This window comes from Komagataeibacter oboediens, from assembly GCF_003207815.1.
GTDB classification, from domain to species: Bacteria; Pseudomonadota; Alphaproteobacteria; order Acetobacterales; family Acetobacteraceae; genus Komagataeibacter; species Komagataeibacter oboediens.
In genome coordinates this window covers 1-15,027 of record NZ_NKTX01000051.1, presented here as the reverse complement: position 1 = coordinate 15,027, position 15,027 = coordinate 1, and the positions used below count along the sequence as shown (strand labels likewise).

The window sequence follows — 15,027 nt, the reverse complement described above, 5'->3', positions numbered from 1 at the left end:
TGACCACCTCGCGCATATCCGTCGTGCGAGGGCGACCGCCCCGTTTCGCAGGGGGCACAAATGGCACGATCAAAGCCCATTCCCCGTCCATCATATCCGATGGATATCGCAGTCCTTCCCGGCTATGTTCACGTCGGGCAATACCAGTCCATGTCACCATTCACTCCATCTCTTCGTAAAGACGGATGAATCACAACAGGCTGGTATTGTTCAAAAACTTTCGGATCAGGCTCTAAGACAACCTTTCCCGAAGCTTTTTTCAAAAAGTTTCACCAAAGGCTTTCCGGGGGTTTAAGAGGAATTTCAAGGCGGTTTTCTGCCATTACCCCACGCAGGCTATAAACAGCGCCATTGTCACCACCGACACCACGGCGCTCAGGAACAGGGTGGACGCGGCTTCCTGTTCATCTGTCCCGAACCGCACGGCAAGAATGACAACAACCGTTCCCACCGGAATGGACAGCGACAGGACGGCCGTCCGGATAACCTCATGCGACAGGCCCAGCAGGGTCAGCAGCAGCCACGATACAGCCGGTATGACAATATTACGGACCGCCACCGTGACAACAACCGGCAACGTCACCGATACCCGCTGCAGGAACAGGACAATACCAGACGCAAACAGCGCCACCCCCGCCGCCGTATTACCCAGCAGTTCCCCGGCGTTCAGGAGTGATTTCGGCAGGTGAATGCCCGATACCACCAGCAGGGTCGCAACAATCGGGGCCCACACGATCGGTTCGCGGAATGACGCGATGATCTGCGGCACAAGCCGGGCCTGCTCCGATGGTCCCTTATGCGCACTTTTGGCCAGCATGACCATGCAGACCGGCGTCTGGACCAGCACCATGGCAAATACGGCCGACGAAATCGCGACGGCGGTGCTGGCATGGCCCACCAGTACCGGCAGCATGGCCGACCCGATAAAGGGAACCGACGGCGCCCCCATCGCCAGTCCCTGCAGGGTGGCTGTCGCGGCATCCCGTCGGAACACATGACGCGACAGGCCATATGCCACGCCAAAACTGCCGCACATAATCAGGAATACGGATGCCGCCAGCGGCAACTGCCCCGCAAGAATGGTACGCGGCATCCCCGCAATCCCGACAAACAGGTTGAGGGGAAAGGCATACTGCATGACCATCCGGTTGAGGACCGATACCTGCTCCCCCGTAAAATCATGGTGCCATCCGGCACGATACCCCAGCAGGAAAACCACGATGAGGGGCAGCATGGCGGCAATGATGGTGGAAAGCATGACAGCGAGACGACCCTGTAGCTGAGAAATCAGGCGCAGCAGGGATTACCCGGCATGCATGATGAAAGAAAACCGCTGGATTCACCGGCGACCGTAACGATCAGGCGCATGCCCTGTCCCCGGACGTCATTCCCATGGAAATGTCGCGATGACGGACGGGTGAAAAAAAGACATGCCCAAATATTTTGAGAATAAGAATTATCATTATTAATGCACTGATATATAATAATTTTTGATTTACAACTCCAGGTTACATTCAATATATCGTATCCTGCACCATATATGACAGCGAGTCACGCCATGCCGATCAAAGATCCCAAGGTTATCGAACACCTGAACACGCAGCTGACGAACGAGCTGACGGCCATCAACCAGTATTACCTGCATGCCCGCACGCTGCGCCACTGGGGCGTGACCCTGCTGGGCAAGAAGGAATATGAGGAATCGATCGAGGAAATGCGCCACGCCGACTGGCTGATCGAGCGCATCCTGTATCTGGGTGGCCTGCCCAACGTGCAGCGCTACAACCAGATCCTGGTAGGACAGGACGTGGAGGAAATCCTCAAATGCGACCTGAAGCTTGAGGAAAAGGCCATTGGCGACCTGCGCGAAGGCATCGCCTACTGCGAAAGCGTGCGCGACTTCGTCTCCCGCGACCTGCTGCTCAAGATCCTGGTCAACGAGGAAGAACATGAGGACTTCCTCGACCGTCAGTTCGACCTGATCCGTCAGGTCGGGATCGAGCGTTACATCCAGCTCAACTCCGCCCCTGCCCCCGATCAGGAATAACCGGGGAAACCGGGCCACGCTTTCCTTACGGGAAGTGTGGCCGGCCTATGGCTGCCCCGCCCATCGGCCGCGGGGCAGCGTTCCGGCCAGAAACAGTTCCACGGCCTGATCGATATGGTGGCGCGTGGCATCATCCAGTCTTGCCGCGACCAGCCCCAGAACTGCCTGCTGGAACGGGTACTGGATTACCGCAGCCGTCAGGTAATCCGCCGCGAAACCGATATCGTCAATTTCGATTTCCCCTTTGCGCACACCTTCGTGCAGGACATCACCAATCAGGCCGGCAGCCCTGCGGGCGCCGTGTGAATGAATATTGCGGGCAAGGGCCGGAAACTGCCGGCTTTCGGCGGATACCACGCGGTACATCCCCACGCTGCGGTCCGTCAGCAGCCAGTCCAGCAGCAGCGTGCAGACTGAAACAAGCCGCGACCGGATATCCCCGTCGGCTGGCATCAGCAGCGCCAGCGCATCCAGCCGCACGTCAATCGTGGCGCTGACGGCGGCTTCAAACAGCACGGCCTTGCTGCGGTACCGTGCGTAAAGGGTACGTTTCGTAACCCCCGCCGCATCCGCCACCATGTCTACGCTGGTCGCCCTGAATCCCTGATCGAAGAACAGCCGGACGGCTTCCTCCACAATCCGTTCGGACAATGTCGCGGCCTCCGCAATGGACGGACGTCCCATACGACCGGGACGAGTGTGTTCCTTGCCTGGCATCCTGCTGCTGCTTTCCTTCTGCACTGACGACCGGCCCCGTTACACGGGCCGCGCATAACGCACACATGGCATATGCCAGAGTGTAAAATACACCGTATGGGATATTTTTCGGGTTGCTTTCTTTTTTAAATTTAAAATACACTTATGCGTATACATATTAGAATTCCCAATATCTTCCGCCTTCCCAGCAGCCCGGGTGTGATTTTCCCGTCGAAAAGTTCAGATATCCGCCTCTGGATCAATGCATGACCTTACTTTTTCATCGCATATACCCCGTAACGGCAGGGCTGCCCGTGTTGACCTTTGAGGAAAGATTCATGATCGCGTCATTTCATTTGCATACGACCTGCGCGGGACAGCCGGAAGGTGCCGCAGCATGAAGTGGCGTGATGCAGCGATTGGCGCGGGTGTTGCCGTAATCGTGGCGGTTGGTGGGGCGGGATGGTATGTCGTCCAGCACCGCGGCGACCTGCCCGCGGGCTTGGCACGCGCCAACGGACGGCTGGAACTGGCCCGCATTGATGTGGCGGTCAAGTATCCCGGCCGTATCACCGAACTGGATTTCCACGAAGGGGATACGGTCGCCAGCGGCCAGGTCCTGGCGCGTGAGGACGATACCACCGCGCGTGCACAGGTCGATGCGGCGCGCGCGCGCCTGCGTGCGGCACAGGCCGACGTCGCCCGCGCGGGAGCGGAACATGACGCGCGCCTGTCGGCCCAGCATCTTGCCCAGCTTGACCTTGACCATGCCCGCACCATGTTCCGCCAGCATCTGGTATCCGACATGGAAGTTTCGCAGCACCAGACAAACCTCGACACCACGACTGCCGCCGCCGATGCCGCGGGCCGGGCCGTGGACGCAGCACAGGCGGCCGTGGATGCCGCGCAGGCACAGGTGACGGAAGCGGCCTCCGCCGATGATGACATGACGATCCGCGCACCGGTGGCGGGCCGGATCGAATACCGCATCGTGGAAAAGGGCGCCGTGCTGCCCGGCGGCGGGCGCGTGGCCTCGCTGCTGGACCCGACGGACATGTACCTGACCATTTTCTTCCCCTCGCAGCAGGCCGGACGGCTGCGCGTTGGGGATCAGGCGCGTATTGCACTTGACGCCCTGCACCAGCAGGTGATCCCGGCCACGATATCCTTCATCTCGCCCGAAGCGCAGTTCACGCCCAAATATGTCGAAACCGCAACCGAGCGGGACAAGCTGGTCTATCGGGTAAAACTGCGTGTCTCCCCCGAAACGGCCCGGCACTATGGCGACGTGCTGAAATCGGGCATGACAGGCGACGGGTATGTGCGCACCGACCCGTCGGCCCGCTGGCCCGCGACACTTGATGTAGCCGATGCCCCGCAATGACCGCCGATACGCCGCATAACCCGGCAGGCATCACCATTACGGGGGTTACGCACCGCTATGGCACGGTCACGGCGCTGGATGACGTGACGCTCGACCTGCCTGCGGGCACCACCATCGGTCTTGTCGGGCCGGATGGGGTGGGCAAGTCCACCCTGCTGGGCCTGATCGCGGGGGTGCGGCGGCTGCAGGCCGGCACGCTGAACGTACTGGGGTCGGATATGGGGGACCGCCGCGCGCGTGAGGCGTTCCTGCCACGTGTCGCCTTCATGCCACAGGGGCTGGGCCGCAACCTGTACCCCACGCTGTCTGTCTGGGAAAACATCGATTTCTTCGCCCGCCTGTTCGGGCTGGACGCGCAGGCGCGTGACGCGCGCATCCAGCGCCTGCTGGACGCCACGGGTCTGGCCCCCTTCCCCGACCGGGCGGCAGGCCACCTGTCGGGTGGCATGAAACAGAAGGTCAGCCTGTGCTGCGCGCTGGTGCATGACCCCGACCTGCTGATCCTGGATGAACCGACCACGGGCGTCGATCCGCTGTCACGCCAGCAGTTCTGGACACTGGTGGACCAACTGCGCAAGGAACGGCCGTCCATGACGGTCATCGTCTCCACCGCGTATATGGACGAGGCGGAGCGGTTTTCGTGGCTGGTGGCCATGGATGGCGGCAGGGTCCTGATCAGTGACCGGACCCATAGCGTGCTGGAACGTACGCACACCACATCACTGGAAGATGCCTACATATCGCTGCTGCCCGATAACAAGCGCCAGCAGGCCAGCGGTTTCGTCATCCCGCCCTATACCGATCCCGGCGGGCCACCCGCGATCGAGGCCGAACACCTGACCCGCCGCTTTGGCAGTTTCACGGCGGTCAGCGATGTCAGCTTCACCATCAGCCGGGGCGAGATTTTCGGCTTCCTCGGCTCCAACGGCTGCGGCAAGTCCACGACCATGAAGATGCTGACCGGCCTGCTGGACGTGACCAGCGGCACGGCAAAGCTGTTCGGGGAACAGATCACGGCGGGCGACATGAAAACCCGCATGCGCATCGGCTACATGTCGCAGGCGTTTTCGCTGTATGAGGAACTGACCGTGCGGCAGAACCTCATGCTGCAGGCGCGGCTGTACCGCATGCCCGCAGGCAGGGCCGCGCAGGCGGTCGAACAGTCGCTTGATTCGTTTGAACTGCGCCCCTATGCCGATGTCAGCCCCGCATCCCTGCCGCTGGGTATCCGCCAGCGACTGCAGCTGGCGGCGGCGTGCATCAACAACCCCGAAATCCTGATCCTTGACGAACCGACCTCGGGCGTGGACCCCGCCGCGCGCGACATGTTCTGGCGGCACCTGATCCGCCTGTCACGTGAAGGGCATGTGACAATTTTCGTGTCCACCCACTTCATGAACGAAGCGGCGCGGTGTGACCGGATCTCGCTCATGCACCGGGGGCACGTTCTGGCGGTCGGCACGCCGGCCGAACTGGTCAAGAAACGCGGGGCGCCGAATCTGGAAGCGGCCTTCATCGCCTATCTGGAAGATGCCGAGGCCGCGACCGACGCGCAGACCCCGCCGCCAAAACCGGCCACGCCCACGCGCGCATGGTGGCACGGCGTCAGCAGCACGCTGGCCACCCGCCTTGGCCGGGTGGGCGGAAGCTGGCTGCCACGGGCATGGGCCTTCGCCCGGCGCGAGGCAGTCGAACTGCTGCGCGACCGGCTGCGCCTGACCTGCGCGCTGCTCGGGCCGCTGATCCTGCTGGTGGTTGCGGCATCCAGCATTTCGTTCGATGTGGAAGGGGTCGGCTTTACCGTCAGCGACCATGACCGGACCACCATCAGCCGCCAGCTGATCGACAGTTTCCGCGGCTCGGCCTATTTCCATGAACGGGCACCCGTGGCCGATGCCGATACGCTGGACTGCGCCATCCGCAACGGGCGCGTCCAGCTGGCGCTGGATATTCCCGCAGGCTTCGCGCGCGACATGGAAGCGGGACGCAGGCCGGAAGTGGGTGTGATCATTGATGGCGCGGTTCCCTTCCTTGCGGCAAATGTGCGCGCCTATGTCACCGGCGTACTTGGGGAATATGCGTCCACGCTGGGGCAGGAACTGCCACGGGGACCGGCAACACCCATCACGATCGAGCCGCGTTTTTCCTATAATCAGGAATTCCGCAGCATTTACGCCATGACCCCCGGCGTCATCATGCTGGCGCTGATCCTGATCCCGACCATGCTGACCGCGCTGGGCGTGGTGCGTGAAAAGGAGGTGGGGTCGATCGTCAACCTGTATGCCTCCCCTGCATCGGTCGGGCAGTACCTCATGGGCAAGCAGGCGCCGTATGTGGCGCTGGCGACGATCAGCTACTTCATGCTGGTGGCGGTGGCCGTGATCATCATGGGCGTGCCGCTGAAGGGCTCGCTGCTGGCGCTGACGGTGGGGGGTGTCCTGTTCGTGCTGTCGGCCACCGGGCTTGGCCTGCTGATCTCGACCTTTGTCAGCTCGCAGGTCGCAGCCATTTTCGGCACGTCCATCATCTGCCTGATCCCGGCGGTCAATTTTTCGGGGCTGCTATATCCCGCGTCAACACTGACAGGGATCAGCCGCATCGTGGGACTGGGCTTTCCGGCATCATGGTACCAGCTGATCAGCCTTGGCTGTTTTACCAAGGGCCTGGGGATCAGCAGCTTCTGGCCCATGTATCTCGCGTTGGCTGCCTTCGGGGCCGTCTATATGCTGGCGGCCCGCCTGCTGCTGAAAAAACAGGAAGCATGACGGCATGATGCGCTGGCTGGTCAATGTGGGTCTTCTGTGCAGCAAGGAACTACGCAGCCTTATGCATGATCGCGTGCTGCTGGGGCTGATCGTATTTGCGTTTTCCGCAGGCGTGCTGCTGGTGGCCAACGGGGTGAAGGTGGAGGTCTCCAACGCCACCATCGCCTTTATCGATGAAGACCATTCCGCCCTGTCACGCCGGATGCGCGACGCGGTGCTGCCACCCTATTTCAAGCCCCCCGTGCTGGTGGACCGCGCGCAGGCCCTGCATGGCATGGATGAGGGCGACTACATTTTCGTGGTCGACATCCCGCCCAATTTTGAATCCGACGTCATGGCCGGGCGCATGCCCGCCATACAGTTGCGGGTGGACGCCACCGCCATGACGCAGGCGGGACTGGGCACGGCGTACCTGAATGAAATCATGCTGGCGGAAGTTACCGACATGCTGCATGCGCCCGCACTGGTGGACCAGATCCCCTTTACCGCACCCAGCCGTATCCGCTTCAACCCCAACAGTGAATCGAAATGGTTTACCTCGGTCATGCAGATCGTGACCAACATCACCATCCTGTCCATCGTGCTGGTGGGGGCGGCGGTGATACGCGAACGCGAACATGGCACCTTGGAACACCTGCTGGTCATGCCCGTCACGGCCAGCGAGATCGCGGTGGCCAAGATCGTCACCAACGGGCTGGTCATTTTCGTGGGGGCCATCATTTCCCTGTGGCTGGTGGTGCATGTCTGGCTGGGGGTGCCTCTGGCGGGATCGATCACGCTGTTTGCCGCGTGTTCGCTGCTGTACCTGTTTTCGGCCACGGCGCTGGGTATCATGCTGGCGACGGTTGCCCCCACCATGCCGCAGTTCGGGCTGCTGGTCGTGCCGGTCTATGCGGTGGCGTACCTGCTGTCGGGGGCGGCAACGCCAGTGGAAAGCATGCCCCCCGCCATGCAGGTGGTGGTGCGCTTCCTGCCCACCACGCAGTTCGTAAACCTGTCACAGGCCATTCTGTACCGCGATGCGGGGCTGGGGGCGATCATCCAGCCGTTGCTGACCGTGACCGTGACGGGGATTGTCTTTCTTGTATTTGCGCTCGCGCGCTTCAGATCCATGTTGGCAAGGCAGGAATAATGAGGAACAGATTGGCACGGGTCGCCTGCGTGGGGGGCGTTGCAATGGCCGTGGGGCTGGCGGGATGTTCGCCATTCCACACGCGCACACCGGCATCGCACGTCGTGGTACCGGGACAGTTTTCACAGGCCCCCGCATCCACGGTCCCATCAACAGACCTGACACGCTGGTGGGAAGCATGGCATGACCCGGCCCTGGTGCAGGCGGTGGACGCGGCCCTTGCCGCCAGTCCCGACATCCGCATTGCGCGTGATCGCGTGCGTGAGGCGCGTGCGATGCATACGGTCGCAAAATCCGCGCTGTATCCCACCGTGGGCGCGACGGGAAACATGATGGGTGGCGGCATGTACTGGCGCAACCCCAGCGCCCTGCCCACCAGCGGTGATCCTGGCACCGACGGGCATCTTGCCGGTATTGGCGCATCATGGGAACCGGACCTGTTTGGCGGGCGCCATGCGGATGTGAAGGCCGCAAAGGCGGGCATGCAGGCGGAAGAAGAATATTTCCACGGCGTGCAGATGGTCATCGCCGCCGATGCAGCCAGTGACTACCTGCAGGCGCAGGGAGTGCAGCGCCAGATCGCCCTGACCGACCGCAGCATCAGCATGCTTGAACAGCTACGCCGTTATGCCCAGGCACGCTTTACCGCCGGGCAGGCAACGGCGGCGGACGTGATGGGCGTTGACCAGAAACTGTCTGACCTGAAGGCGCGCAGGCCGGTGCTGGTGGCCCAGCTTGACCTTGTGCGCAGGCGACTGGCCGTGCTGTCGGGTCAGGTACCCGAAGGGCTGCCCGCGCTTACGCCGCCGCCCACCTATTACGTACCCCCGGCACCGGCGGGACAGATGCCCGATACCGTGCTGGAGCGTCGCCCCGATATCCGTGCCCGGCGGGATCAGGTGGATGCGGCTCTCAACCGGCTGAAAAGTGCGAAAACCGACCTGCTGCCCCGTTTCGGCCTGGAATTCTTTGGCGGAGACGGACGGCTGCGCTTTGACGGCATTCCCGGCCTGTCGGGCACGGGGGGACTGATCGCGCTGACCACGTACCTGCCGATCTTTACCGCCAACCGCATACAGGCCCGCATACATGCCGCCAGCGCACGGCTGGATGCAGCGGTGGCAGGCTATGACAACAGCATCCTGCATGCCCTGGCGGAAGTCGAGGACGGGTATGAAAACCGCCTCAGCCTTGATGGCCGCGATACGGACCTGACCCGGGCGCAGCATCAGGCCGAACAGGTCGCCCGTGACATGATGGGGCTGTACACAGGTGGCCAACGCACGTTTGGCGATGTGCTGAGCGCGCGCATGACAGCACTGGATGCACAGGCCAGCGTCCTGAGCAATCAGGACGCCCGCACGACCGCCACCATACAGCTTGCCCGCGCACTGGGCGGGGGCTGGCAGCAGGAAGGCGTGGAAGTCCGCAAATAACTAAAGTCTCCCGGCGGCGCCTTTATTGCCACAGGTGGCACTTTCTGGCCCTGTGTGAAAAAAAGCTTTGCCAGAAACGTCTTTACAGACGGGAAAGCAGGATACACGCCACGTTCCTGCCCCGGCGCATTACCACGCCATTATTGCGGAACCGGCGAGCAGATGCTGGAAACCGGCTGGTCCGTCATGACCTTTTGCGTAAAGATTGCGGAATCCGGCAAGGAGGCCAGAACGGTTCGGGAATGATCCAGCCCCTTATAGAGATGGGCCTCCACCTTACTGCCCGCGGCACAGGCGTCATGCACCAGCAGAAGCTGCCCGGACGTCGCCACGTCGCGGTCCTCGCTACCGGTTCCAACAAAGACCGGGCGTGACAGTTTGAGTGTCGGGTACATCATGGCCTGGAACACCGGAGCCAGAAGCCGGACCGCCTGCGACCGCAGGATGGCGGCCGTGGTCAGGCCCGCCCTGTTCACCGCGTCTTCAAGCTGGAAAACGCATGTAGTGTCCACCATCCGGTAAAACGGCATGGCCTGCGGAGTAAAGACATCTTCGGGTCGGACATGCGAATCAATCCCCGCTTCACCCGCCGCCATCAGCAGGACATATGTCGCAAGCGGATCAGGACGGAACGTGGACGCCATGGCGACCGCAGGCAGCGTCTGCATGACGGCGGGCGACATATAGGGCACGCCAGTTGCAACCGTACCCCGTATATTGATTTCAGGCGCGTAGAGGGGCGCGTACCCCGCGGATGCAAAAGCCGCTGCCCCACCCTGCGACTGCCCGACAATCATGACCCGGTCGGTCAGGTTGGGCAGGCTGCCCAGTGCCGCCCGCACGGAGTCCAGCACGCCAAATGCCTCGACACGGGTATTGAGGTACGGGTGCGGCCCCGGCGTGCCCAGCCCTTCGTAATCCGTAGCGACAATGGCGAAACCCCGCTTCAGCCATGCCGACAGGTAGGCCGTATCACGTGGCGTATGGACATTGACGGACGGGGCGCACCGATCGGCATTGCCAACCGTACCATGCGCCCACGCGACAACGGGCCATCCCCCCGCCGGTGGCCTGCCCGACGGGTAATAGACAGCACCGGACACAGTAACCGTGCCCCTGCCCGTCACGCCATCGGTTGATGTGTACAGGATATGATAGGCCGCCCCCTGCCCCGGCAGTCCCAGGGCGGGCGCCAGTGGCGTGGATTCAATCATGTGTCCGGGCGTCGGGCCTGCCTGCACCGGCCGGGACAGGTCACCCGCCGCCACAGCGGAGGTTGCGCCGGTTACGGCCAGCAGAAGAGTCAACACAGCTTTTTTATACGACGCACGTAACACGACACTCTCCATCCGGGTGGAAAGATGGCAGGCTGGCGCCTGACACAGTCCACGTGACCAAATATGTACCGGGACATTTCGTGCGCTGTCCGGCCTTGCGCCGCAGGCAGGCATGAACGGGGCGGGACCGTTGCGTGCAGATGAAGGGACATGACGCCCTTCCGCCCCCTTGGCTCGACATGATCCGATACTCGTGGCAGAACCCATTGCCTGTCAATGTTACGGGCATGATGGGCACGTACGCCCATGCCGGACAGGAGCCACCATTTTCTCGCGTCTTGAATGTTCACGATGCGCTGCTGCATGATGACCCGGACAAGAGGAGATTGAATGAAGCCCGTCGCCCCCACCCTTTCCCCCAAGCCGGGCCTGCGTGAACGTAAGCAGGCACGCGCGCGCACCACATTGATTGCCGAGGCGATGCGGCTGTTTTCCGCCCAGGGGTATGATCAGACCACGGTGGACGAAATTGCTGACGCCGCCGAAGTGTCACGCCGCACCCTGTTCCGCATGTTCGAAACCAAGGGGGATATCGTGCTGGCATGGACGCGGGGCATGACCCAGACGCTGAATGATGCGCTGGCGACCTGCCCTGCCGACATGCACCCGGCGGATGCGATGATGCATGCCTTTACATCACTGGTGCCCCGGATCGCGGCGAACCGGCAGGATACCTATGCTTTTGTCTATCTGATTGAAAAGACGCCTTCGCTTCAGACCGTCAGCCTGCAGAAATATGGCAAGTGGGAAGACTGTCTGGCGGAAGGGCTGGCGAAGCGGATCACCGAACGCAGGAACCGCCGCATGGCGGCGCGCCTTATGGCGCGGGGCGGTATCGCCATTTTCCGTACGGCGCTGGATGAATGGATCCGGCTGAAGGGCCGGCCCGCGCTGGTGCCGCTTTTGCAGAAAACATACGAACTGCAGGCGTCACTCTGGCCCGGTCATGACGACGACGGGCCAGAAGAAGACGCTGCCTGACGGGCAGGCAGCGGTAAAAAGGACCGCGTGCGTCAGTCCAGGCGCACGGACGGACGAACAAACACGTCCAGCCAGTCAACAAGGCAGGACATAAGGCCGCGGAACGTGCCGTAGATTTCGAACTGATGCTGGCGATACAGCATTAGATGGACCATGCGCGCACTGATGCCACGCAGCCAGCCACCACCGAATACCTTGCCACCGGGGAAGGTTCCCCAGCCGTTGTAATCACCCAGAGCTACGACCGCACCCTTGTTATGAAAGGCGAATGCCGGCATCGGACGACCGTTGATCCATGCGGGCATGTAACGGGCCAGATGGTGGGCCTGCTGGCGGGCCGCCTGCGCAGTGGGGGCCACGGGCTTTTCCGCAATGAAGGCACAGTCGCCCATGGCGAAGATGTTGTCGTCTTCCACAAGCTGCAATGTCGGGCGGACTTCCAGCTGGCCGGAGCGCGACAGCTTCAGTTCACCGAATTTGCGCGTGACATCGGGTGCCTTCACACCTGCCGCCCAGACACGCAGTGTCGCGGGAATGCGCGTGCCGTCCTTGAGCATGAAGCCTTTGTCATCCGCGCCGCTGACCATGGCGGACGTCTGTACCTTGACGCCGATGGCCTCCAGTTCCTTCTGCGCCGCAGTGGACACGGCCTCGGGGAAGGCCGGCAGGATGCGCGGACCCGCTTCAAGCAGGGTGATGTTCAGCTTGGGCGGCTTCTTGCCAAACGTATAGAGGGAAGCAAGGCCAAGCGCCTTGTGCAGTTCGGCCGCAAGCTGCGTGCCCGTGGCGCCACCGCCGACAATGGCGATGTCAAGCTGCTCGTTATTTCCGAAGGCCTTAAGCAGTTCCGCGCGGAAACGGTCGTTGAAGCCGTTGGCATCGACAAGGTTGTCAATGAACAGGCAGTTTTCGGCAACGCCCGGGGTGCCGAAATCATTCGCGCGGCTGCCGATGGACAGTACCAGCGCGTCATATTCCAGCTTGCGTTCATCCAGGATCACCTCGCCCGTGGGTTCGACAACCGGGGCCAGCGTGATGGTCTTGGCCTTGCGATCCATGCCCGAGATCTCACCGGGCCAGAAATCAAAATGGTGGCGGCTGGCCTGGGAAAGGAAGCTTATACGGTCATTTTCGTTCGCGGCGGTGCCTGCGGCAAAGCAGTGCAGCATGGGCTTCCACACATGGGCGAAGCTTTTGTCCACCAGTGTGATTTCCGCCCGGCCCGACCTGCCGATGGAATTACCCAGACGGGTTGCCAGCGCCAGTCCGGCAACGCCACCCCCAACAATAACGACCCGAAACTTTTGTGCCATCCTACGTCCCTCCAACCCTGCCGCACAGCGCCCCGGCCCCTGTGGGACACACCCTGTCGCATGCATGATAAATCAAAAACAACCCATATCCTCTTACCCTGCCCATATGGGGTACGACACCGGACGGCCGGGCCGGAAAAACCGGCCCGGCCGCCCCCTGCCCATCAGGGCTGTGCGATTTTCACCGCGTCAGCGGATCAAAAGAAGCCACGCTTCTTGTCGCTGTAGCTGACCAGCATGTTCTTGGTCTGCTGATAGTGCTCAAGCACCATCTTGTGGGTTTCACGGCCGATACCGGACTTCTTGTACCCGCCGAATGCCGCATGCGCAGGATAGACATGATAGCAGTTGATCCAGACGCGGCCGGCTTCCAGCCCGCGACCCATGCGATAGCAGGTGTTTGCATCGCGGCTCCATACACCCGAGCCAAGGCCGAAGGGGGTGTCATTGGCGATGGCCAGCGCTTCTTCTTCCGTCTTGAAGGTCGTCACGGCCAGAACCGGGCCAAAGATCTCCTCCTGGAAGATGCGCATCTTGTTGTTGCCCTTGAACACGGTCGGCTGCACGTAGCACCCGTTGTTCAGGTCACCGCCAAGATCCGGACGACCGCCACCGGTCAGCAGCTGGGCACCTTCGCCCTTGCCGATGTCGATGTAGGACAGGATCTTTTCCTGATGACCGTGGGAGTTCTGGGCACCCATCATGGTGTTGGGGTCCAGCGGGTTGCCCTGGCGGATCGCCTTGATGCGGGGCAGCGCGCGCTCCATGAACTTCTCATAGATCGATTCATGAACCAGCGCACGGCTGGGGCAGGAGCAGATCTGGCCCTGGTTAAGGGCGAACATGGTGAAGCCTTCGATCGCCTTGTCCAGATAGTCGTCATCATGGTCCATGATGTCGGCAAAGAAGATGTTCGGCGACTTGCCACCCAGTTCCAGCGTAGCCGGGATCAGGTGTTCGGCAGCGGCATGCGCGATCATCTTGCCGGTCGGGGTGGAGCCGGTGAAGGCGATCTTGGCAATACGGTCGCTGTTGGACAGGGCAGCACCCACGTCCTTGCCCAGACCGTTGACGATGTTCAGCGTGCCGGGCGGGAACAGGTCACCGATCAGTTCCATCAGCACCAGCATGGAAGCGGGCGTGCTTTCGGCAGGCTTCATGACCACGCAGTTACCGGCGACCAGTGCGGGGGCCAGCTTCCACGAACCCATCAGCAGCGGGAAGTTCCACGGAATGATCTGGGCCACGACACCCAGCGGTTCGTGGAAATGGTAGGCGATGGTGGTGGCGTCGATCTCGCTCAGCGTGCCTTCCTGGGCGCGGATGCAGCCGGCGAAGTAACGGAAATGGTCGATGGCCAGCGGAATGTCGGCGGTCAGGGTTTCACGGATGGGCTTGCCATTGTCCCATGTCTCGGCCCGGGCAAGCAGGTCGAGGTTCTTTTCCATGACATCCGCTGCCTTGAGCAGGATCAGCGCGCGGTCGGCCGGCGCCATCTCGCCCCATGCGGCCTTCGCCTTGTGCGCGGCATCAAGTGCCAGCTCCACATCCGCTGCGGTGGAAGCGGGAACTTCACACAGCACGCGACCATCCACGGGGGATGTATTGGTCAGGTAATGACCTTCAACCGGGGCAACCCACTTGCCGCCGATGTAGTTGCCATAACGGGCCTTGAACGGGGGGGCTGCTGATATGCTATCTGAGAGCCTGATCCGAAAGTTTTTGAACAATACCAGCCTGTTGTGATTCATCCGTCTTTACGAAGAGATGGAGTGAATGGTGACATGGACTGGTATTGCCCGACGTGAACATAGCCGGGAAGGACTGCGATATCCATCGGATATGATGGACGGGGAATGGGCTTTGATCGTGCCATTTGTGCCCCCTGCGAAACGGGGCGGTCGCCCTCGCACGACGGATATGCGCGAGGTGGTCA

11 protein-coding genes and 2 pseudogenes are annotated in these 15,027 nt (G+C 61.8%); 7 read left to right on the top strand and 6 right to left on the bottom strand.

Translation table 11 applies throughout. The features are described 5' to 3' along the window. A pseudogene (locus CFR80_RS13790) lies at positions 1 to 160 on the bottom strand (IS5/IS1182 family transposase); the annotation flags it as partial. Positions 161 to 322: 162 nt separating this feature from the next. After that, positions 323 to 1,258 (bottom strand): AEC family transporter, encoded by a 936-nt coding sequence (locus CFR80_RS13785; protein WP_010516051.1) that lies wholly within the window; start codon positions 1,256 to 1,258, stop codon positions 323 to 325. A 300-nt stretch (positions 1,259 to 1,558) separates the two neighbouring features. On the opposite strand from CFR80_RS13785, the gene bfr reads away from it, so the two are divergent. Then, the gene (gene bfr, locus CFR80_RS13780) at positions 1,559 to 2,047 is read left to right on the top strand and encodes a bacterioferritin (RefSeq protein ID WP_010516049.1); all 489 of its coding nucleotides are present in this window, start codon (positions 1,559 to 1,561) and stop codon (positions 2,045 to 2,047) included. A gap of 45 nt (positions 2,048 to 2,092) precedes the next feature. Here bfr and CFR80_RS13775 read toward each other — a convergent pair whose 3' ends face one another. Then, on the bottom strand, positions 2,093 to 2,764 hold the full coding sequence (locus CFR80_RS13775) for a TetR/AcrR family transcriptional regulator (protein ID WP_232275923.1): 672 nt from the start codon (positions 2,762 to 2,764) through the stop codon (positions 2,093 to 2,095). 376 nt (positions 2,765 to 3,140) lie between these two features. Here CFR80_RS13775 and CFR80_RS13770 point away from each other — a divergent pair, with 376 nt between their 5' ends. Genes CFR80_RS13770 through CFR80_RS13755 form a run of 4 tightly spaced genes read left to right on the top strand, consistent with a single transcriptional unit; the run spans position 3,141 to position 9,460 of the window. Continuing rightward, positions 3,141 to 4,127: an HlyD family secretion protein gene (locus CFR80_RS13770; protein WP_010516047.1), complete on the top strand. Its 987-nt coding sequence runs from the start codon at positions 3,141 to 3,143 to the stop codon at positions 4,125 to 4,127. Beyond that, complete coding sequence (gene rbbA, locus CFR80_RS13765) at positions 4,124 to 6,892, top strand: ribosome-associated ATPase/putative transporter RbbA (RefSeq protein WP_010516046.1); 2,769 nt, start codon at positions 4,124 to 4,126, stop codon at positions 6,890 to 6,892. Before CFR80_RS13770 ends, rbbA begins: the two co-directional genes overlap by 4 nt. A gap of 4 nt (positions 6,893 to 6,896) precedes the next feature. Further along, positions 6,897 to 8,024 (top strand): ABC transporter permease, encoded by a 1,128-nt coding sequence (locus CFR80_RS13760; protein ID WP_010516045.1) that lies wholly within the window; start codon positions 6,897 to 6,899, stop codon positions 8,022 to 8,024. Then, positions 8,024 to 9,460: a TolC family protein gene (locus CFR80_RS13755; protein WP_029329701.1), complete on the top strand. Its 1,437-nt coding sequence runs from the start codon at positions 8,024 to 8,026 to the stop codon at positions 9,458 to 9,460. Before CFR80_RS13760 ends, CFR80_RS13755 begins: the two co-directional genes overlap by 1 nt. Before the next feature lie 140 nt (positions 9,461 to 9,600). On the opposite strand, the gene CFR80_RS13750 is transcribed toward CFR80_RS13755, so the two are convergent. Continuing rightward, a complete protein-coding gene (locus CFR80_RS13750; protein WP_110507533.1) occupies positions 9,601 to 10,809 on the bottom strand; it encodes a lipase family protein in 1,209 nt (402 codons plus the stop codon). Between the two features lie 318 nt (positions 10,810 to 11,127). Between CFR80_RS13750 and CFR80_RS13745 the strand changes: the two genes are divergently transcribed. Beyond that, positions 11,128 to 11,778, top strand: coding sequence for a TetR/AcrR family transcriptional regulator (locus tag CFR80_RS13745; protein WP_048856538.1), 651 nt, complete (start codon positions 11,128 to 11,130; stop codon positions 11,776 to 11,778). Positions 11,779 to 11,810: 32 nt separating this feature from the next. Here the strand turns inward: CFR80_RS13745 and CFR80_RS13740 are convergent, their stop codons facing one another. Both CFR80_RS13740 and CFR80_RS13735 read right to left on the bottom strand, forming a co-directional pair. Further along, positions 11,811 to 13,091 carry an NAD(P)/FAD-dependent oxidoreductase gene (locus CFR80_RS13740; RefSeq protein ID WP_010516039.1) on the bottom strand — a complete coding sequence of 427 codons (1,281 nt, stop codon included), beginning with the start codon at positions 13,089 to 13,091 and terminating at the stop codon, positions 11,811 to 11,813. Between the two features lie 197 nt (positions 13,092 to 13,288). Next, positions 13,289 to 14,821 (bottom strand): aldehyde dehydrogenase family protein, encoded by a 1,533-nt coding sequence (locus CFR80_RS13735; protein WP_258367812.1) that lies wholly within the window; start codon positions 14,819 to 14,821, stop codon positions 13,289 to 13,291. 46 nt (positions 14,822 to 14,867) lie between these two features. On the opposite strand from CFR80_RS13735, the pseudogene CFR80_RS13730 reads away from it, so the two are divergent. After that, a pseudogene (locus tag CFR80_RS13730) lies at positions 14,868 to 15,027 on the top strand (IS5/IS1182 family transposase); the annotation flags it as partial.